The organism is Pseudoalteromonas sp. TP27 (assembly GCF_056470645.1).
Genome location: NZ_JARDAK010000001.1, coordinates 227390 through 248061, shown reverse-complemented (window position 1 = coordinate 248061; position 20672 = coordinate 227390). Strand labels below are relative to the sequence as shown.

At 39.8% G+C, this 20672-nt stretch carries 12 protein-coding genes; 8 read left to right on the top strand and 4 right to left on the bottom strand.

The genetic code is table 11. The features are described 5' to 3' along the window. Nucleotides 1-5: 5 nt before the first annotated feature. A complete protein-coding gene (gene nirD, locus PX700_RS01070) occupies nt 6-359 on the bottom strand; it encodes a nitrite reductase small subunit NirD (protein ID WP_197118770.1) in 354 nt (117 codons plus the stop codon). Continuing rightward, entirely contained in the window at nt 346-2919 is a 2574-nt protein-coding gene (nirB, locus tag PX700_RS01065; protein ID WP_479519592.1) for a nitrite reductase large subunit NirB, read from the bottom strand. Before nirB ends, nirD begins: the two co-directional genes overlap by 14 nt. 394 nt (nt 2920-3313) lie before the next feature. Between nirB and PX700_RS01060 the strand changes: the two genes are divergently transcribed. After that, complete coding sequence (locus PX700_RS01060; RefSeq protein ID WP_479519591.1) at nt 3314-3547, top strand: hypothetical protein; 234 nt, start codon at nt 3314-3316, stop codon at nt 3545-3547. 202 nt (nt 3548-3749) lie between these two features. Here PX700_RS01060 and PX700_RS01055 read toward each other — a convergent pair whose 3' ends face one another. Further along, entirely contained in the window at nt 3750-4601 is an 852-nt protein-coding gene (locus PX700_RS01055; protein ID WP_479519590.1) for a universal stress protein, read from the bottom strand. Nucleotides 4602-4611: 10 nt separating this feature from the next. Beyond that, complete coding sequence (locus PX700_RS01050; protein ID WP_479519589.1) at nt 4612-6102, bottom strand: SulP family inorganic anion transporter; 1491 nt, start codon at nt 6100-6102, stop codon at nt 4612-4614. Between the two features lie 471 nt (nt 6103-6573). Between PX700_RS01050 and PX700_RS01045 the strand changes: the two genes are divergently transcribed. The 7 genes from PX700_RS01045 (at nt 6574) to PX700_RS01015 (ending at nt 20661) form a co-directional block, all read left to right on the top strand. After that, nucleotides 6574-9000 carry an alpha-amylase family protein gene (locus PX700_RS01045; protein ID WP_479519588.1) on the top strand — a complete coding sequence of 809 codons (2427 nt, stop codon included), beginning with the start codon at nt 6574-6576 and terminating at the stop codon, nt 8998-9000. Between the two features lie 73 nt (nt 9001-9073). Further along, nucleotides 9074-9964 (top strand): family 16 glycosylhydrolase, encoded by an 891-nt coding sequence (locus PX700_RS01040; RefSeq protein WP_479519587.1) that lies wholly within the window; start codon nt 9074-9076, stop codon nt 9962-9964. A 247-nt stretch (nt 9965-10211) separates the two neighbouring features. Beyond that, the gene (locus tag PX700_RS01035) at nt 10212-11735 is read left to right on the top strand and encodes a sulfatase-like hydrolase/transferase (protein ID WP_024594196.1); all 1524 of its coding nucleotides are present in this window, start codon (nt 10212-10214) and stop codon (nt 11733-11735) included. 69 nt (nt 11736-11804) lie between these two features. After that, nucleotides 11805-13247 (top strand): sulfatase-like hydrolase/transferase, encoded by a 1443-nt coding sequence (locus PX700_RS01030; RefSeq protein ID WP_479519586.1) that lies wholly within the window; start codon nt 11805-11807, stop codon nt 13245-13247. A 25-nt stretch (nt 13248-13272) separates the two neighbouring features. Continuing rightward, on the top strand, nt 13273-15144 hold the full coding sequence (locus PX700_RS01025; protein WP_479519585.1) for a CRTAC1 family protein: 1872 nt from the start codon (nt 13273-13275) through the stop codon (nt 15142-15144). 107 nt (nt 15145-15251) lie between these two features. After that, nucleotides 15252-16370: a Vgb family protein gene (locus PX700_RS01020; RefSeq protein ID WP_479519584.1), complete on the top strand. Its 1119-nt coding sequence runs from the start codon at nt 15252-15254 to the stop codon at nt 16368-16370. Between the two features lie 580 nt (nt 16371-16950). Continuing rightward, nucleotides 16951-20661, top strand: a complete 3711-nt coding sequence (locus PX700_RS01015; protein WP_479519583.1) for a TonB-dependent receptor — start codon at nt 16951-16953, stop codon at nt 20659-20661. Nucleotides 20662-20672: the final 11 nt, after the last annotated feature.

The following is a 20672-nucleotide window of genomic DNA, read 5'->3' as shown; positions in this document are numbered from 1 at the left end:
TTCCCCTAAGCCACAGCTGTTGTAACTTTTGGTTCAGAGCTTATAAATACACTGCCGTCTTCAATTTTTGCATTAAAAACCGGTAAGTGTATTGCTTCTGCTTCTAAACATTCGCCTGTTTCTAGGCAAAAGTGTTGCTTATATAAAGGCGAGGCGACAACTAATTTATTGTCGATTGAGCCAATAATGCCACGCGATAATACATTCGCTTTGCCAATAGGGTCGTAGTTGCTAATGGCAAACACAGCCGTTGGATTTTGTGGAATGTAAAAAATAGCAATTTGCTGATTATTAACTAGTGCGCATACGCCGCTATTAGCCACTAGGTTGTCGATTGTTCCAATATTATGCCAAGACATCAGCTTGCTCCTCTTCAACTTCCATTACTGGAATACGGTTTTGTGTATTACGTTGCTCACGTTTTTCGGCTTCTGTTGCAGGGCGAATTTGGTTACGCTCTTGCACAAATAAAATGTTGTCGTCGGTTTCGGGGCTATTAACAAACTGGCGGAATCGTTTGGCTGCATCAGGGCTTTCAATCGCTTTTTTCCACTCACAGGCGTAGGTTTGTGTAATTAACTCCATTTGCGCTTCTAGCTCGTCACAAATACCTAAGCTGTCGTCAATAACTACGCTTTTAAGGTAATCTAAACCGCCTTCAAGGTTTTCCATCCATACCGACGTACGCTGTAATTTGTCAGCCGTTTTAATGTAAAACATAATTACGCGGTCAATGTATTTAATGAGTGTTGGTGTGTCTAAATCGGTAGCAAATAAATCAGCATGGCGAGGGCGCATACCGCCATTACCACACACGTATAAGTTCCAGCCGTTTTCGGTGGCTATAATGCCAATATCTTTACTTTGTGCTTCGGCGCATTCGCGGGTACAACCCGATACCGCCATTTTAAATTTATGCGGTGCACGCAGTCCTTTATAGCGGTTTTCAATTTCTATTGCGTGTCCAGCGCTGTCTTGCACACCATAACGACACCAAGTACTACCCACACACGATTTAACGGTTCTAAGAGACTTACCATAAGCATGACCGGTCTCAAATCCGGCTTCGATCAATCGCTCCCAAATAACAGGAAGCTCTTCTAAGCGCGCACCAAATAAATCAATACGCTGACCACCCGTTACTTTGCAGTACAGGTTAAAGTCTTTGGCTACTTGTCCAATTACAATTAGTTTGTCGGGTGTTATTTCGCCGCCAGCAATACGCGGTACTACAGAGTACGAACCATCTTTTTGCATGTTTGCTAAGTACGTATCGTTAGTATCTTGCAAGCCAACATGGGCGGGCTCTAAAATAAAGTCGTTCCATGTTGAGGCTAAAATAGAACCAATGGCAGGTTTACATATTTCACAGCCATGACCGCTGCCATGTTTAGTTAGTAAATCATCAAAGCTTTTAATGCTTTCTACTTTCACCATGTGCAGTAGTTCTTGGCGTGAATACGCAAAGTGCTCACATACATGGTTATTTACTTCAACACCGCGACTCGCTAATTCGTTATCAACAACTGACTTTAATAACGCTGCGCAACCACCACAGCCGCTTGCTGCTTTAGTGCATGATTTTACCGATGCTAAATCGCATGAGCCGCCATCAATGGCACCTACAATGTCGCCTTTACTCACATTGTGACACGAACAAATAGTGGCGGTGTCGGGTAGGGCGCTGCCCGATAGCGACGGTGCGCCACCGCTGTCTGGTAAAATTAAACACTCAGGGTTTTCGGGTAAGTCCATGTCGTTAAGCATGTACTGTAATAAAGTATCGTAATCGCTGGTGTCGCCAACAAGTACAGCGCCCAGTAATTTATCGCCTTTTTCACTTAGTATGATTTTTTTATAACACCCGCGAATAGCGTCTTGGTATATAAGTTCTTTGCAGTCTGGCGTTTTTGCATGAGCGTCGCCAATTGAGCCTACTTCTACGCCTAATAACTTAAGTTTTGTGCTCATATCAGCACCTAAAAACTCAAGCTCGCCACCACTTAATTGGCTCGCTGCAACGCGCGCCATGTTGTAACCCGGTGCTACTAAGCCAAATAGTTTTTTGTCCCACAGGGCACATTCGCCAATGGCTAAAATATCAGGGTCTGACGTTTGGCATTGGTTATTAATAATAATACCGCCGCGCTCACCCAGCTCTAAGTCGGCAATCTTACCAAGTTGGTCATACGGGCGAATACCGGCAGAAAACAAAATTAGGTCTGTTTCTAAAAATGTTTCGTCCGAAAAGTTTAATCTAAAGCGGCTCGTTTCGCCTTTTACTATTTCGCTGGTCGCTTTTGATGTGTGCACTGTTACGCCAAGTTTTTCTATTTTATTTTTTAGTAGCGTACCGCCTTGTCCATCAAGCTGAACAGCCATAAGCTGCGGCGCAAATTCAACTACGTGGGTATCAAGCCCTAGTTGTTTAATTGCATTTGCGGCTTCAAGCCCTAATAAACCACCGCCAATAACTACACCGCTTTTACTTACGGCTGCACTGGCTTTTATTTGTTCTAAATCTTCTAATGTGCGATACACCAAGCAATGGGGTTGGTCGTTACCTTTTATAGGCGGCACAAACGGGAAGGAACCTGTTGCAAGTATAAGTTTGTCGTACGGGTATTGCTCACCCGTTAGCGTGGTCACTATTTTTGCTGATCTATCAATGCCTTCAACCCACTGGCTGGTATGCACATTAATATTAAGCTGTTTATAGTTGTCGTGAGTGGTAAGTGCTAAATCGGCGGCTGTTTTACCATCAAATACACTTGATAAGTACACGCGATCGTATGCAAGATTTGCTTCTCCGCAAAGTACAGTAATGTCTGCGTTGGCATCGCTTTGGCGCATTTGCTCAACAAAGTGGTGTCCGACCATACCATTACCAATAATGAGTATTTTTTGCGAGGTTTGCATAGGGCATTCCTTAAAGTGACGGTTTAAATACAATTAACAAAAAAGCCCGCCACAAATACGCATTATGCATAACTGTGTGCGGGCTTCTTTGCCGATGGTTGCTAATAGCTATTGTGCTCACAACCTAAATTTTTGCCGTAAGTAAAACGGGCTTGTTAATAGAATGTTTGCAAAAACACAGCCAGTTTTTTAAGTTATTGTTTAAATAGTATTTAATGCATTTTTAGAGTGAGGATAAAACCTATTTTGTTATATGTTGGTGCGCGCTGGGCACTAAGAGGGTGCAAGTATTGTCATTGTTTTGTGCATTATCAGTCAATAAAACACCCATTATCATTCATTGTATATTGCGTTAAATTTACCCCATGAAATACGCACACAAATTACGATCAAAATGGCTAACACATACTCAATAGATGCTTCCCCTTTTCATGAAGGCGAGCTGGCAATACAAGACAAACTCGGTAAACGAGAAATAATGGCAACATTTGGCAAACGTGCCGTGCGCTCATTTATGCCAGAGCAGCATCAAACATTTTTTGAGCAGTTACCGTTTGTGGTTGCAGGTAGTGTTGATGAAAATGCCGATGTGTGGGTATCTATTATTTCAGGCAGTCAGGCTTTTTAAGCGCCCTAACTCCCACGTCGTTTATTCAGTTTTTATTCGAAAAGTTTGAAGTTAAAAAATAAAGCGACTCTCAACCTTACTTTAAAGCTAAAACCTAAGCTTAGCCAAAAACAAAAAGCCTAACATCAGTTAAGTGATTTTAGGCTTTTTGGCGCAGGCTGTTAAATTTATTTTAAAATAACCACTTACTTAAAAGTGACATTTACTTCAAAATAACCACTGGCACATCGCTGTTTTCGAGCATTTTAATGGTGTTGCTGCCTACAAAAAACTGCCTTAGCTTAGAGTGCCCAAACGCACCCATTACAATTAGTTCTGCATTATTTTGCTCTTTGTATTGCATTAACGAGTCAAAAATATTGCCCTCTAAAAAGCTTGCTGATACTTTAAAACCCATACTGGTGAGTTTGTATTGCGCGTTAATAAACTTTTCTTCAAGGTCTTCTTCGTTGTTTTTAATACTCACTAAATGACAATGTAAGCCGTGTAATAAACCGCCATCAATAACTTGTTGTAGCGCTTTGTCGGCTGTTTCGCGGCCATCGTACGCAATCATAAATGACGTAGGTTGTTTAAACGTTTCAGGAACAAGCAAAATAGGTTGGGTTGCATTGCGTATTAGGGTTTCTATATGTGAGCCAAGTACCGCTAAGCTATTACTATGTCCAGTACCATTCTGCCCAATAACAATAAGGCGAGTGTCGTCTTTAAAGTCGATAACGGTATCGAGCAAATCACCGTGGCGCTTAATTAACTCAAAATTAGTAATGCCTGCCGATTTAGCATGCTCACTTACTGAGTTTAATAATTCGTCAGCCATTTTTAAACTTACTTTGCAGCGCTGCTCGTCAAGGGCTACCATTTCACTAAGCAGCGAAGAATGCGCGCCAATCCCAATGCTGCCAGAGTAGTTGCCGATATTAGTTTGCTGGGCTTTTTCAAGCGTATGCACAAAACTAATGGGTTTATTTAGTTTTTTTGAAGCCCAAATAGCGGCTTCGGTTACATTTTTAGTGATGGCTGAGCCATCAACACAGGTAATTATTTTAGTCATTACATTCTCCTTAATGTCCGCCAAGTAGTTTTTCGACTTCTTCAGGGTTATTGTGCACACCAAACTTATCAACAACGGTTTCGGTTGCGCTATTCATACCAATAACATGAACTGTTGCGCCTTCACGCCTAAATTTAATAACCACCTTGTCGAGTGACGATACACCTGTTATATCCCAAAAGTGGGCATGGGTTAAATCTATTACTACATTAGCAACCGCATTTTTAAAATCGAACGACGCTATAAATTGCTCAGCAGAGGCAAAAAATACTTGGCCAACAACTTCATAAGTTATTTGGTCATTGATTTCATCATGATTGGTTTTAACCACCATAAAGCGGCCAATTTTATTGGCAAAAAACAACGTTGCTAACAATACGCCAACTAAAACACCAATGGCTAGGTTATGTGTAGCAACCACCACAATAACGGTGGAAATCATCACTACATTTGACGAAAGCGGGTTCTTTTTTAAATCTTTAACTGATGCCCATGAGAACGTACCAATCGATACCATAATCATTACTGCAACTAATGCAGCCATAGGAATTAACCGTAGCCATTCATCTAAAAACACCACCATGATGATTAAAAACAAACCGGCAATAAACGTTGAGAGCCGACCACGACCGCCCGATTTAACGTTAATGATAGACTGCCCAATCATGGCGCAACCCGCCATACCACCAAATAAGCCTGCACCAATATTGGCAATACCTTGACCTTTACACTCTTTATTACGATCGCTCGTTGTATCAGTTAAGTCATCAACAATAGTGGCGGTCATCATCGATTCAAGTAAGCCCACAACCGCAAGGCCAATCGAATACGGTAAAACAATTTGCAGTGTTTCGAGTGTTAGCGGTACATCAGGCCATAAAAATATAGGCAGAGTGTCAGGCAATTCGCCCATGTCGCCAACGGTTCTTATATCAAGCCCTAAAAACAGTGAAACCAGTGTAATAACAACAATACACACTAAAGGAGAGGGGAGTATTTTGCCAATAGTTGGAATATATGGGAATAAGTAAATAATACCTAAGCCCGCTGCGGTCATCGCATAAACATGCCAAGTAACATTAGTCAGCTCAGGTAACTGCGCCATAAATATTAAAATCGCCAGCGCGTTTACAAACCCTGTTACAACAGAGCGCGATACAAAGCGCATTAATTCACCGAGCTTTAAAAACCCTGCAAATATTTGTATTACGCCGGTAAGTAAGGTGGCAACAAGTAAATATTCAAGACCGTAGTCTTTAACCAGCGTGACCATTAACAGCGCCATTGCACCGGTAGCCGCCGAAATCATACCTGGGCGTCCGCCTACAAAGGCAATAATAACCGCGATACAAAATGAGGCATATAACCCCACCTTTGGATCAACACCCGCAATAATAGAAAAAGCAATTGCTTCGGGTATTAGGGCAAGCGCCACAACAATACCAGCAAGCACATCGCCACGAATATTAGAGAGCCAATCTCTTTTTACGTGAGCAAACATGTAAGTAACCTAATTAGTTAGTTTCCCAAAGTATAGGGGAATATTTTATTTAAATAACAGTGATTCTCGCGCAGACGGCGATTAAGGTTGCACATAATGTGCAAATAAATGAAAGGGGGGCATTAACTTAGGGCGGCGTAAGTTTCAAGAAACAGAATCCTTTTTAATTATTTGTATAAATTATATAGATACTTTACGCCGCGAAATTAGCATAAAATTTATAGATAAACCAATTTATAGGATGCTTTGTGTTATTTACGATAAGTTGTAGTAGTTAAATTTTTTATTTGTAACTATTTATTGAATCCTGCTTAAACGGGTACAGCACAATTTTATTATTCAGCAAATAAATTTGTTGCAAAGAGTTAAAACAGCTTACAAATGCAAACATATGATGTATCTTGTCGATATTAAATAATAACAGCAGTGCAAAAACCTGTTAACACATAACGACCTCAACGGGAGAAAAATATGAGACAACATCTATTAGGCTTCACACTAGCCCCCTTATTTCTACTTACAACAGCGTGCTCGCAGCAAGAAAGCGTAGCTAAAGTTGATAGCACAGAAACACTAAGCGCTTCTCAAAATAGTTACGAGCAATCTGCTCTTTTAAAAATCAGTAAACTTAAAAAGCTGATGGAACAAGCTCAAACTAAACAGATTGATGTGACTCGTGAAGAAAGCGTAGTTTGGTTTGCAGAGCAGTTTTTAAAATTTGCTAACTGGGATGAAAATAATTACGACGCGGTTGTAAAGCTTTTTGGTTACGAGCGCCACTATGCTGCGGATAAGGAAAGGTTAGCAAAAGAGTTACCAAATTTTGAACGCGAAAAAGTAATTCAAATTTTAGATAAAGGTATTGATGACTTGTCTAAAGAGCTTGCAGGCGAAATTAAACGCCGCCCTGTAAATAAGGTTGATTGGCAAAAGACTAAAGCACAAGACAATATGTTTGTTAGTAATGGCAAGCCTATTTTTTTATATGACTATTTTTCAAAGAGTGTTGGTCAGCCACTTACAAATAAAGATGTTTATAACGATCATTTAGGCGCGCTCTATCATGGCGGTGAAGATTTATACCCAGTAGATCACGACCGTGCCATTAATTCATTTTTAGTGCGTGAAGATGGCACTTTTGACGAAGAGTTAATGAAAGAGCTGACGCGTATCCCTGATACCAACATTGGTTTTTTAGTTTACTGGTTAATGGGTATTCCAAAGTGGGTTGAAGAGCAAGAGCCTGAAGTTAGAAAAGGCCGCTCGTTATTTACAGGATTCGATATTGATAACCCATTAGCGCGAGATATTTGGGGTAAAATAATCCGTAAAACGGGCGAGCTTACTAAAGGTAAAAAAGTTACTGAAGTTGGGTTCGTGTTAGCTAACGAGCCGCATTGGTACGCCGAAAAAGGCCACTGGACACAAAAATATGAAGAAATGACCAGCATCTCTTCATACACACTAAATAAGTTTAGAAGTTGGTTAGATAAAAAATACCAAGGTGATATTAACGAGCTAAATGAAAACTGGGGAACGCATTTTAGCCAGTTTACAGATGTAGCTATTGAGATACCTATTGATCCTGCGATTAAAGGCGAGCCTAAGTGGTACGACTGGACGCGTTATAATATGGACAGAAGCACCGACTGGTTTACTTACGTTCAAAACGAACTGCATTCTGTAAATGAAGACGCTGATACCCATATAAAAATTATGCCGCGCATGTTTATGGACGATTCACGCTCTGGCGGTATTGATACCGAAGCATTAGCTGAGTTAACAACCATGGTAGGGCACGATGCTAAGTCGTTTGGTAGTGAAAATATTCGCCCAGGTAAGTCATCTAAGTGGATTGAAAAGTACGCATATAACTGGGGCATAGTTACTATGTTTCATGACTTTATGGAGTCAGTTGCGCCTAATAAAATTAATGTAAATTCAGAGTCTCATTTTTTATCATCGGGTCAATGGCGAGATTTAGACACACGTACAAGCTATGTACGTAGTGTTTATTGGCTTGCAACTTTACTTGGAATGGATGCTAATATGGGCTGGTTTTGGGCACGTGATCCAGATGGTTCACCAGAGGATCGTTTAGAAGGCGATCTGGACTTTTTTGACCCAGGTCTTGGCGGTGCTTTTGCGGGTTCTAACAATATGCAGCCACACGTAACTAACGAAGTTACCCAAGTAATGTTTGATCTTAATAGTTTTTCTGAGGAAATTGTTGAGCTTAGAGAGCAGCGTCGTCCACTTCGTTTGTTTTACTCTGAAACAACAGCAATTAATACAAACGACTATATGACAAAGGGCTACAAACTTTACGAAAATTTATTTTTTGAAGGTTTCCCGCTTGGTTTTGCAACTAAAGATGTAATCGTAAAGCAAGACAATAGCAACTGGGATGCAATACTGGTTTATCGCAATAACTTTGTTACAGATGAAGAGTTTAAAGCGCTTCAAGGGTATTTAAACAAAGGCGGTACCGTTATTTTAGACTCAGCGCAAAGCTTGTCTTTAGATGAATACGGGCATCCGCGTAAGGCTAAGTTAGTTGCCAGTAAAGGTAAGCTTATTGTTATGCCAAAAGGCGCAGACGTTGAAGCTATTAAACAAACTGCACTTGCAGAGGTTTCGGGTAGTACGCCTGATGTTGTTGTAAAAGTAGATAATGGTGAGTCATTTAAAACCACAACATGGCGTACTGTTAAGCAAGACAATGGTAGTTACCTGGTTAATATTTTAAATTTAGGCCACACAACAGCAACCGTTGATCTGTCGCTTAAAAATGGTAAATCTATTCATGTTAAAAACTTAATGACGAGTAATAAAATGAACACCAGCTTTGATATTCCTTCTGAGGGTGTCTTGCTTGTTGAAGTTACAGCTCAATAAATAGTTTTTTAGCGAGTACATGCTTATGTGCTCGCTTTTCAATTAACACGATACATTAAGTTGTGGATAGTAAATGAAAACAAATAATAAGGTTAAACTAATAGCAATATCGTTGAGCTTAATCCTTGGTAGTGCAGGGGTTAATGCTCAGCCGATGCCTCATATTGCGCAACCAGGCGAAAATTGGGTTTTACAAACTGAACGCTCAGATGAGTTTGATATTAAAGATGCTGAAAAATGGAATTTTCAAACAGAAAACTACGGTGTTTGGTCTTGGAAAGATGAAAATGCCAGTGTTTCTGAAGGCATATTAAAACTAACCACTAAACGAGAAACGCATTTAAGAACGTTCTGGGATGGCTGCAATAAAACAAAAGTGCCTAATTATAGATTGTTTTACACTTCGGGAGTTGCTAAATCTAGGGCAACAGGGAATTACGGATATTATGAGGCACGTATAAAGGGGGCGGATAAATTTCCGGGAGTGTCACCTGCATTTTGGATGTACAGCAAAATAGATCGTACTTTAACGAATGAAGGTGATGTGCAATATAGTGAAATAGACGTAGTTGAGTTAACTCAAAAACAGACGTTTCAGGAGTCGGACCACGACCTACATAATATTGTTATAAAAGATGGCGCACCCAAGTGGATGCGACCAGGTAGTTCGCCAGAAACAAACCATAATGGCTATCACTTACCATTTGATCCCAGTGAAGACTTTCATACTTATGGGGTTAATGTAACCAAAGACGACATTACATGGTATGTAGATAACGTTCAGGTTGGCTATAAAAAGAATTTGTACTGGCACCGCGATATGAGCTTAACATTGTCGCAGGGCTTACGCGTACCGCATACACAATGGAAATGTAATCAATTTTATCCTTCAGATAATCAGTCTGCACAAGGTTTTCCAACATCAATGGAAATTGATTATGTGAGAACGTGGTTAAAGCAATAAAAACCTTAAAGCCCATTCTAATAAAGTATTTAATACCTTTTATGTAGATGATGAAACGCGTGTTTCATCATCTACATTTATACAAATTTTAAAGTATGAATATTAGCCAAAGTTAAATTTATTTGTTGCCAAGCTAAACATCATATGTTTATATTATTAAAATCAATTTTATACTTTTATAATAAAGTACAGGCAGATTGCTAAAACACTGACGTAGCAATTTTTAGTTGTTTAAAAGGACACACACATGAACTTATTTAAAATAAAAATGGTGATGCTGTTAGGGTGCTGCACATTATTTGCTCCCAATTTATATGCAAAAGATGCAGAGCTGAAAAACTCTGAAGCCAAAAAGCCAAATGTGCTGATTTTACTGTTTGATGATATGCGCTTTGATACGTTTTCTTATCGTAATGGCCCAGTTTCAACGCCAAATATTGACGCATTAGCAAACGAAGGTACACGTTTTGATCAAGCGATGACATCTACTGGCTTATGTTCTCCTTCGCGCGCTGCTATGTTTACTGGGCGCTGGGGACATAAAACGGGGCTTGACGATAACGTGGGGCTTTATCATTCACGTCTTTCGGAGTTATCACTTAGTGAAGGCAGCGTAATTAAACGTGCAACAAGCGTAGGTTACGATGTTAGTTATGTAGGTAAATGGCACTTAGGTGCACAAGGCCCAGCACTGCGCGGTGCAAACTTTATGTGGGGGCACGATAAAGATGAAGAGCGTAATGGCCGTCCTTTTACGCCTTATGGTACACAAAAAAATGTTGCCCGTATGAATGCCGGTGAACGCGATAAAAACGGCGAAAAGCACGATTACTACAAAACACTTCCGGGTACATACGCAGATACAGTAACAGCTAAAGAAGTAAACGAAGGCAAATTAATGCTGCAAAATGCGGCCAAATCAGACAAACCATTTTTTGGTATTGTTAGTTTTGAGCAACCTCATCCGCCGTACCGCGTACCAGAGCCTTACGCCAGCATGTACGACTACAAAGATATAAAACTTCCTAAAAACTTTGGTATAGAACGTAAACATAAACCAATGGCGCAAGATGATATTTGGTGGCCTTGGCACGATGTAAGCCACATGACTGAAACCGATTGGCGCAAAGCGCATAGTTTTTACTATGGTGCCATTGCCATGATTGACCACGCAGTTGGCGAGCTTATTAATACCGCCAAAGAAGAAGGTTTATACGACGACCTACACATTATTTTAGTAGGCGACCAAGGTAGTATGCTAGGCGAGCATAACCTTTATGACAAAGGCCCATATGCGTATGACGAATTAATGCGTATGCCACTTATTATTCGTGACCCTAGCCTTGAGCCTAAAATAATTAACCGCCAAGTGTCTATGCTCGACATAGCACCAACACTTCGCCAGTGGATGACACTACCCCTTGATGGCGACGAAGATGGGCGTTCACTTTTACCATTGATGAAACAAGGCGATAGTGCCGATGCTGGTAAAGATGATATTTCGTTATATGCCTACGAATGGTACAACGGCGGATGGTTTGGTATTAGAGCTATACGTACCCCTGAAATGAAATTTGTATGGAATCCAGGCGACAGCCGCGATGAATTATACGACTTAAAAAACGATCCGTACGAAATCACAAACCAAATAGATAATCCTAAATACAAAAAACAGCTTACTGATTTAGTGCATAAAATGGCGGGAGAGCTTAAGCGTATTGAAGACCCATCATTAACTAAATTTAATCACCACATGAAAGCTTTTTTATAGCCGAGTAATGCCCTTTGGTGGGCCTTAGTTGGCCTGCTATTTTTTATTATCAAAATTGAGATTGGCACTATGAAAACACACACAAAATTATTGAGCGCTTTATCATCGCTTGCCTTATTAATTGGCTCTGCGGGCATACACGCAAGTGAACAAAAACCCAATATTATTCTTATTGTTGCAGATGACCTAGGTTATGCAGATGTTGGTTTTAATGGCTCTAAGGATATTATTACCCCAAATATTGATGATCTTGCTAAATCGGGTACTTCTTTTTCAGACGCTTACGTAGCGCACCCGTTTTGTGGCCCAAGCCGAGCGGCATTAATGACCGGTCGTTATCCACATAAGATTGGCTCACAATTTAATTTACCGACACGCGGCTCAAACGTAGGCGTGCCTACTGACGCTAAGTTTATTAGTAAACTATTAAACGAAAATAACTACTTTACTGGCGCTCTCGGTAAGTGGCACTTAGGTGGTGCGCCGCAGTATCATCCAAATAAACGTGGTTTTGATGAATACTATGGATTTTTAGGCGGTGGGCACAATTATTTTCCTGACCAATATCAACTTCAGTATAAAAAGCAAAAGGCACAAGGCTTAAAAAATATTTTTGAGTACATTACTCCGCTAGAGCACAACGGTAAAGAAGTAAAAGAAACGCAGTACATTACTGATGCACTTTCGCGCGAAGCCGTTAATTTTGTAGACAAAGCAGCAGACAAAAAAAATCCATTCTTTTTATATTTAGCTTACAACGCACCGCATGTGCCATTGCAAGCTAAAGACGAAGATATGGCGATGTTTCCTGATATAAAAAATAAAGACCGTAAAACATACGCAGGTATGGTTTACGCAGTTGACCGCGGCGTGGGTAAACTAGTAGAAACCCTGAAAAAAAATAATCAGTATGATAATACGCTTATCGTATTTATGAGCGATAACGGTGGCAAATTAAGTAAAGGCGCTAATAACTTCCCACTTAAAGCAGGTAAGGGCAGTACACAAGAAGGCGGTTTTAGAGTTCCTATGTTGTTTCATTGGCCTAAACATGTACCTGCGGGCAAGCGTTTTTCACATCCTGTATCGGCACTTGACTTATACCCAACATTTGCAGCTTTAGCGGGCGCTAAAGTTGAAGAAAACCAACATTTAGATGGTACAAATATGTGGCCTGCATTTATTAAAAATGAAAACCCCCATAAAGATGAGCCTATTTATGCACTTCGCCATCGTAAAGGTTACAGCGATGCTGCAATTCGTATGAACCAATGGAAAGCATTAAAAGTTAACCAGCAACCATGGCAGTTATTTAATATCGAAAACGATATTTCTGAAAAACACGATGTAAGTAAATCTAATAAAGCACTTTTAACGGACATGGTTCGCGAAATGGAAAAATGGAGCTGGGATAATCAACAGCCAAAATGGTTTCACGAAACGGCTGAAGGTGCTAACTGGCGATTAGATGCCATGCCACGATTCGATAAAACGTTTAAAACAACTAAGTAAGTTTTATCAAATTCAAGGAGGCTTTATGAAAGTAAAAACAATTGTATGGCATGTTTCTTTGTTATGCATGGGCGCAAGCTTACTAGGTTGTCAACAAGCGAGTGCCCTAGCGGGGGCTCAGCTAACACCGGGTAAAACATTATTTACTGAGCAGCACCAAGCAATTAAATTAGAAAACAAAAATCGCCGTAAATGGGATAACGCATTAATAAGCGATTTAGACCACGACGGTTACCCAGATTTATTACTTACCGATCATGGTTATACCATTCGTTTGTATTGGAACAATAAAGGCGTTTACGACAAAGGGCGCGACCTGATTGTGGGTGATATGCACGGTATTGGCGTGGGCGATTACGACAAAGATGGCAAAATGGATATTTTGCTTTCACGTGGTGGTGGCTCTGGCGATAACGCGCGTAATGCTAAGTTATTTCACTTTAACAAAAGAGAAATTGTTGAAGGCGGTGAGTTTTCACCCAAACTGCCAACGTTGCGTGGGCGCACTAGTAAGTTTTTTGATGCCAATAACAACGGTCATTTAGATTTATTACTAATGGGATTCCCGCAGGCTAATAGCGGTAAACAAACCAGTAATTTTATTTATAAAAACGATGGTAGCGGCAATATAACTCACGCAAGTGATTTACCAAAAACTAATCGAGATGGTCAAAAAGTCCTTATTACCGACTTTAATAACGATAAAATTGACGATTTAGTGATTTACGGCGACGGTGCTTTACGTGTTTTAAAAGGCAATGGTGACTTTACCTTTAGTGACGTAACCGCCAATGTTTTACCTAATAAAATAATGGATGCGACGGGTGTTAGCGAAATCGATTTTGATAATGATGGTGACTTTGATTTATATATAAGTCGTGCTAACCCATTACAAGCAGGCGATACGTTTTTTGATGCTAAAAGCCACACATTTGGTTTTTACACCAAGCGTGGACCATTTAAATATGATGACTTACTTATTGGCGATACGCTTAATTTAGTTAACTACCAGTCACCTTATCCAAACCAGGATGTATTTGTAGGCGAAGGCACTTATAAATATAAATTTGAAGGTGAAAGGCACAGTGGTCAAAACGTCAATATTGTTAGCAGTAATGGCCTAGGCTGGGCCGATACCCAACCTAATAAAGGTTTGTATGTTGGTTATATAGGCAATGATAAATGGCGTATGGCGGGTAATACTTTTTCACCTACAACGGGTGTTGTAACCGGTGTTAAACATTATACGGTAAATAAAAAACCAGTGGCACCATCGGATTTACTGCTTAAAAATGAAAGTGGAAAATTTGTAGATGTGAGTGCTAAAGCTGGCATTAAAACAAACTTAAATACGACCGGCGTAAGTGTGGGAGATTTTAACAACAACGGCTACCAAGATTTGTTTGTTGTTAAACAAGGCAACTTGGTAACGCCTACATCGCAAATACTGTATTTAAATAATGGCGATAACACATTTAACCAAGCTACTCACTCGGGATTAATAACAAACACCTTAGGTACCATTGGCTCAGGCGCAAATGTACTTGATTACAACTTAGACGGCCAGGTCGATATTATTATGAATAACGACAGAGGTCAGTGGCACTTGTTTAGTAACCAAGCCAATAACATTAATCACTATGCATTACTGCGTATAAGTAATTCACTTAAGCATAATGCTAGCCCCATAGGCGCTATAGCGACACTTAAAGGCTGTGGTAAAACCCTTACAAGACGTGTGTCGCCTGATGCCGCACCTTATACACAATCATTTGATAACGTGGTTCATTTTGGTTTAGGCCAGTGCAACGAAATAGATAACGTAAGTGTGCGTTATAGCAATGGCGAAGTAATAAGTAAATCTAAGGTTGGGACAGATCAAGTAATCAATTTTTAATTACAACGTTTGATTACGACAAAGTTAACTATGAGAGGTAAAAAGCAAGGTTTGGTAACAAGCCTTGCTTTTTTTTCGCAAAAAATTAAGAGTAAAAGAGAGCAATAATGAATAAAAATAACATCACTCATCTTAAAAATAAATTAGCGGGTTTAGTGTGCTTATTTACTGTGTTTGGCTGTAGTACCCACACGGCTCAAAGCAATAATAAAGGGGGAGTAAGTGCATCTTTAGCGTCTGTTAAAACGTCAAATACACTGCTTGAGAGTGCGAGTTTATTTGCATCACTCCCTGACTATTGCCCAACCCCAGACGCTTTTGCTGCCTCACCTACAGGAGAGCTTACTTTATCGTGTGTTAACTATGCCAATAAAGGGCTACAAGCGGGTGTGCTGGTTAATATTAATAATGACAAAACGTTTACTAAAATAGCCCAGTTGTCGGGGCCAAATAATAAAGGGAAGGGTCGTCCTATGGGCCTTGCCTATGCTCCTGATGGTGCGTTATTTGTAGCCGATAACCAAGGTGCTGGCAAAGCCCGATTACTTAAACTTACCTTAAAAAATAATGCAGTTATTAACACTCAAGTCGTTGCCAAAGGTATGAGTTCGCCAAATGGTGTGCGCTATCAAAATGGCTATATTTACGTAACTCAACTGCGTGTGCCAAGTAAAAATAAGACCGAGACTCTCAGTGGGATATATCGTTTTAAGGCCACAGATACCAATATATTAGTGACTAGCAGTACAGATGATCCGCATTTATTGTTTTTGGCTAAAACAGCTAATAAGCAACGTAAATTTGGACTTGATGGCTTAGTTTTTGACTCACAGGGCAACTTGTTTGTAACCAACCTAGGTGACGACTTAATTTATAAATTAACGTTTGATACAAACAACAACCTGCTTAGCCAAAGTACCTATGCAACACTTCCAAAAGGAAGTGGACCTGATGGCTTAACTATAGACCCTCAAGGTAATTTATACGCTGCAGGTTTTTTAACTAATCAAGTTATAAAAATTGATACAAACCAAAATGTAACCGTTATTGCATCGTACCCCGATAACAATTCAGAAAATGGTGAATTAGACCAACCCGCCGATATTATTTATTATAAAGGCTCTTTGCTTATGTCGAATTTTGACTTGCTTACAGGCGCAGGCATTACCAATACTGGGCATGACAAACCTTATACGGTAAGTGAAATTAAGTTACATAATAAGTAAGGTTTTAATTTAAGTTAAGCGCTTAAATTAGGTTCTTAAATTAAAATCGTGTGTATTGCCGTGTATGTTTGAGCTTTAGATTTATGGGCAATACATTTGGTTTACCGCTTTCAAAACTGCTGATTGGCAGCTTTTGATAGCTGTAAATATTCTAATGAGCATAAGTTAATATTATAAACCCTCGTAAATTTCTTTCTGAACAACTCAATTTTGATCATTTTCAACAACATATTTTATTTATTAATGGGGATTTTGAGTCTCTTTTTTTGTTTTGTATAAAAAATAAAAATATCTACGTTACTTTTACTTAAATATTAATGAATTTAAATTGTTTAAAAACAGCGGTTTAAATTGCTTCGTTTGAAAAAGAAACAAAAATGTAAAAATCAAAGTAAACGACTTGTAAATATAAACATCATATGTTTAACTTGATCGCAAGTTAAGCATCGCTCTGAAACGAAATTAGGATACCAGGACGTTCATTCATTTTATCTGTGGCGCTTAACTAACAATAAAAACAGACGACATCATCACACACTGGCATTGAGAAAAACGATGCCGATAAACAGGAGAGCACACAATGCAGCATAACTTTAGGTTATCAGCAGTCTCTGCAGCTATTATTGCTTCGCTTATTTCATCATCTGCTTTTGCACAAGAAGATGAAGAAAAAGAGAAAATAAAACTACAAAAAGATATCGAAATAATTGAAGTCCAAGGAATCAAAAGTAGCTTACGAAAAGCGGTAAACGCAAAGCGCTTTTCCGACAACGTAAGTGACTCAATTCATGCTGAAGATGTAGGTAAATCAACAGATCAAAACATCGCTGATGCACTATCTAGAGTAACAGGGGTGAGTATTCAAGAAGAGGGCGGTGAAGGGACTCGTATATCAATTCGTGGTGCCGGACCTTCTTTAAATCAAATATCAATGAATGGTGTCGCACTTACCGGCGGGCTAAGTACCGATGGCTCTAGTGCGGGTGCTACTAATGATAACAGTGTTGATTTAAGCTCTTTTTCGTCAGATATATTGTCATCTATTGATGTAATTAAAACATCTTCTGCTGATAACGATGAAGGCTCACTCGGCGCAAGTGTTGTGCTTAGAACTGTAAAACCGTTAAATTTAAATAAACCACGTCGTTCTTTTACGGTTGAAGGACGTTACAACGAGTTTTCTGATGAAAGTGACTCACGCATTAATTTTAGCTTTTCTGATAAATACTTCGACGACACCTTTGGCTTTATTATAACGGCCTCTAAAGATACCCAAAAAACACGACAAGATCGTATCAATACCGATTGGGCTAACGGCGCAATTCCTATTGTTGATTTAGATGATGCGACTGGCCGTACAGCACATGACACTGTTACAGGCAAAGCAATCAGGGTACTCGGCAATCAACGTGATGCTGATGGAAATAAGCTTTTTGGTGAAAATGGAGAAGCATTATTAAATCCACTGAGTTCACTTAATAATTACGACCCTGAAACGCAAATATTACATGAAGGTGATTTATTTGTTTTAGCGCGTGAGGTTATTGATTTTACATTAAATAATGACCAACGAGATCGCTTGTCAGTGTCTACAGGTTTTCAATACCAACCAACAGAGTCACTCGATATTCAGCTAGATGTAACTCATACAGAGCAAGATGTGTTAACCGACAGTCAACGACTGCGTTTAAACATGGGACCTGTAACACCTTTAATTTATGCCGGTGACGATAATACAGCACTAAACGGGGTTGATTTATCGACCAATACCTTGCAGCAATCAAGTAGCCGCTCTACAGGTGGTAACTTTGTTCGCTCCTACGGACTTAGAGAAATTGATACTAATGTAGCGTCACTCGATATTGATTATCAGGTTACCGATTCATTAAATATGAATGTAAGAGCTGGTTTTTCTAAAACGACAGATGAAACACCAGACGATGATGAAAAAGACCGTTACATCTCTATTAGTACAGCTACATGGGGCACGGCAGGTCGTCAAATAGTTGAATCTATGCCCGATGGTAGCCACGAAATGGTTGGCTACGACTGTGGCGCTAATGGAGAATGTAGTTACTCAACTGGCGTTACTCCAGGGGAATTTGATGCCTTTGATGGTACGTCTAATGCGGTATACAGCCGTTTTAATCCGTATGACATGCAGCACAATCACTTAGGTAGTTTAGTGCTTCGTAAAAATAAATTAGCGGATACAAATAAGTCGCTTTTTGTTGATTTTGACTATGCGCTTGATGGCGACTTTATTAGATCGCTTGAATTTGGAGTTAAGTGGTCAAATCGTAAAAAAGATGTCTCTATTCAAAATAGAGCAACCACAAATGGCAGTGACTTAATAGATTTAGAAGACCCAGATCAAGCGTTTGAAGTACGTGGGCTTGGTACAATTCGCTTAGCCGATATAGTGGCTGATAGTGCCTATCCTTACGATAATTTTGGTGAAGATATTCAATCAGACCGCTCTGCACAGTTTTTTAATGGCTGGCCGTTACTTGATGCCGAAAAAGCGCTTGAAATTGTTTCAGGTAAAGATGCAGGCGAAGTAGGTATACGCGAAACCATTACAGGCAGTCGTAATATTGAAACCGAAACAAAAGCCGCTTATTTTAAAGCAAACTTTGAGCTGATGGATGGCAAGCTAACAGGTAACTTAGGCCTTAGGTATGTAAAAGATGACACAACAGCAACAGGCGTAGGCGGTATTAACTATACGCGTTTTCCACAAATGGTTGATGCGTATAATTTGTTAGTTGAGCGTGGTTTAGCAAATACAAATTTAGATGCCTGCCCGGCAGCTGTTATGGGGATCTCTGACACGGGTCAGCCTGATCATCGTTACACACCAGCAAACGATGCTGAGCTACAAAACTGTTGGGCATGGCAAGTCACTCATGCGTATAACCGCTCAAATCCAGCTACTTTCCCTGTTGATCCGCAAACGGGTCAATTTGTAATTCCCGGGGCTGATGGCAACACCGGACTGGGTGTAAATCAGCAAGTGTTTGTAGATGAAAATGGCAACATTATAGCTAACAATGCATTACCTTCTTTAATTTACGACAGTAACGGAAATTTAGTTCCAACGTCAGCTAATGCATGGGCACACTTTGCAAGTAACGGACAAATTTGGCCATTTTTAGACAGAACAACTTCATTTACAGGAACACAAGGTAGCGGACGTGAAGTGCAAGACCGCGTTGCATGGGTAACTAAAAAAGGCGGACATGACGCTTATTTACCTAGTTTAAACTTAAATTATGCAGTTAATGACGAAATGATTGCACGTTTTGCTGTTAGTAGAACCATGACGCGTCCTCGTTTTGATTCATTAAACCCACGTACACAAATTTTTGAGCAACAATGGGACTCTGCTAATGGCTCAGCAGGTAATGCAAATTTAAAACCGCTTAAATCAACCAATCTCGACTTGTCCTATGAGTGGTACTTTAGCGATTCAGGCTTGCTGTCGGTAGCGTTTTTTTACAAAGATATGAAAGACTTTGAAGAAACGGTTGTTGTTCCGTATCACTATAAAGACGTTAGGACCGAATACGATTTACAAACAGCCGATTTATTACTTGATTACGATGAGAATAGAGCACCAGGTGGCGAAGAAGATTGTATGCCACTTAGGCAAGTTGCAGGCTTTTTTGACCAATGGCGCATTGAATGTGACGTTGTAAACGTAACCACAGTAACCAATGGTAAAGGCGCAGATATTAAAGGTGTTGAACTAGGTTACAACCAAAACTATGACTTTTTACCAAGTTATTGGGGTGGCTTAGGTTTAAACATGAACTATACCTACCAAGATTCAGAATCTGATCGTCAGCAGGTAGGTAATACCGATATATTTTTAAAACCACTACCACAACCTTACACTCCAAAGCATTCTCTAAATACAACACTGTATTGGGAACAAAAAGGGATTCAATTACGTTTAGCGAGTCGCTACACCGGGGATCAATTAGTTAACCGAGGTTTAGTTGGCGGCGCTACATGGCAAGAGGCAACCCACCGTTTGGACTTTAGCTCAAGTTATAAAATTAATAAAAACTTTAGCTTAACTTTTCAGGCACTTAACTTAACTGATGAAACTAACCGAATTTATTACACCAGTTCATTTACGCGTAATGCGTTTGAAGCTAACTCGCAAGAGGTTGTGCTTGATGAAGGTAATGCAATTGAAGATGGCAGTGTAACTACTTCGCGTACAGCATCAGTTTGGAAAACAGGTCGTCAGTTCCGTGTTGGTCTTCGCGGTACCTTTTAATTGAGAAACTA

What these genes read in the sequence shown, in the direction of transcription:
- PX700_RS01025 (WP_479519585.1), top strand. Translation starts at nt 13,273, where the DNA reads ATGAAAGTAAAAACAATTGTATGGCATGTTTCTTTGTTATGCATGGGC.
- PX700_RS01040 (WP_479519587.1), top strand. Translation starts at nt 9,074, where the DNA reads ATGAAAACAAATAATAAGGTTAAACTAATAGCAATATCGTTGAGCTTA.
- PX700_RS01030 (WP_479519586.1), top strand. Translation starts at nt 11,805, where the DNA reads ATGAAAACACACACAAAATTATTGAGCGCTTTATCATCGCTTGCCTTA.
- nirB (WP_479519592.1), bottom strand. Translation starts at nt 2,919, where the DNA reads ATGCAAACCTCGCAAAAAATACTCATTATTGGTAATGGTATGGTCGGA.
- PX700_RS01035 (WP_024594196.1), top strand. Translation starts at nt 10,212, where the DNA reads ATGAACTTATTTAAAATAAAAATGGTGATGCTGTTAGGGTGCTGCACA.
- PX700_RS01045 (WP_479519588.1), top strand. Translation starts at nt 6,574, where the DNA reads ATGAGACAACATCTATTAGGCTTCACACTAGCCCCCTTATTTCTACTT.
- PX700_RS01050 (WP_479519589.1), bottom strand. Translation starts at nt 6,102, where the DNA reads ATGTTTGCTCACGTAAAAAGAGATTGGCTCTCTAATATTCGTGGCGAT.
- PX700_RS01020 (WP_479519584.1), top strand. Translation starts at nt 15,252, where the DNA reads ATGAATAAAAATAACATCACTCATCTTAAAAATAAATTAGCGGGTTTA.
- nirD (WP_197118770.1), bottom strand. Translation starts at nt 359, where the DNA reads ATGTCTTGGCATAATATTGGAACAATCGACAACCTAGTGGCTAATAGC.
- PX700_RS01055 (WP_479519590.1), bottom strand. Translation starts at nt 4,601, where the DNA reads ATGACTAAAATAATTACCTGTGTTGATGGCTCAGCCATCACTAAAAAT.
- PX700_RS01015 (WP_479519583.1), top strand. Translation starts at nt 16,951, where the DNA reads ATGCAGCATAACTTTAGGTTATCAGCAGTCTCTGCAGCTATTATTGCT.
- PX700_RS01060 (WP_479519591.1), top strand. Translation starts at nt 3,314, where the DNA reads ATGGCTAACACATACTCAATAGATGCTTCCCCTTTTCATGAAGGCGAG.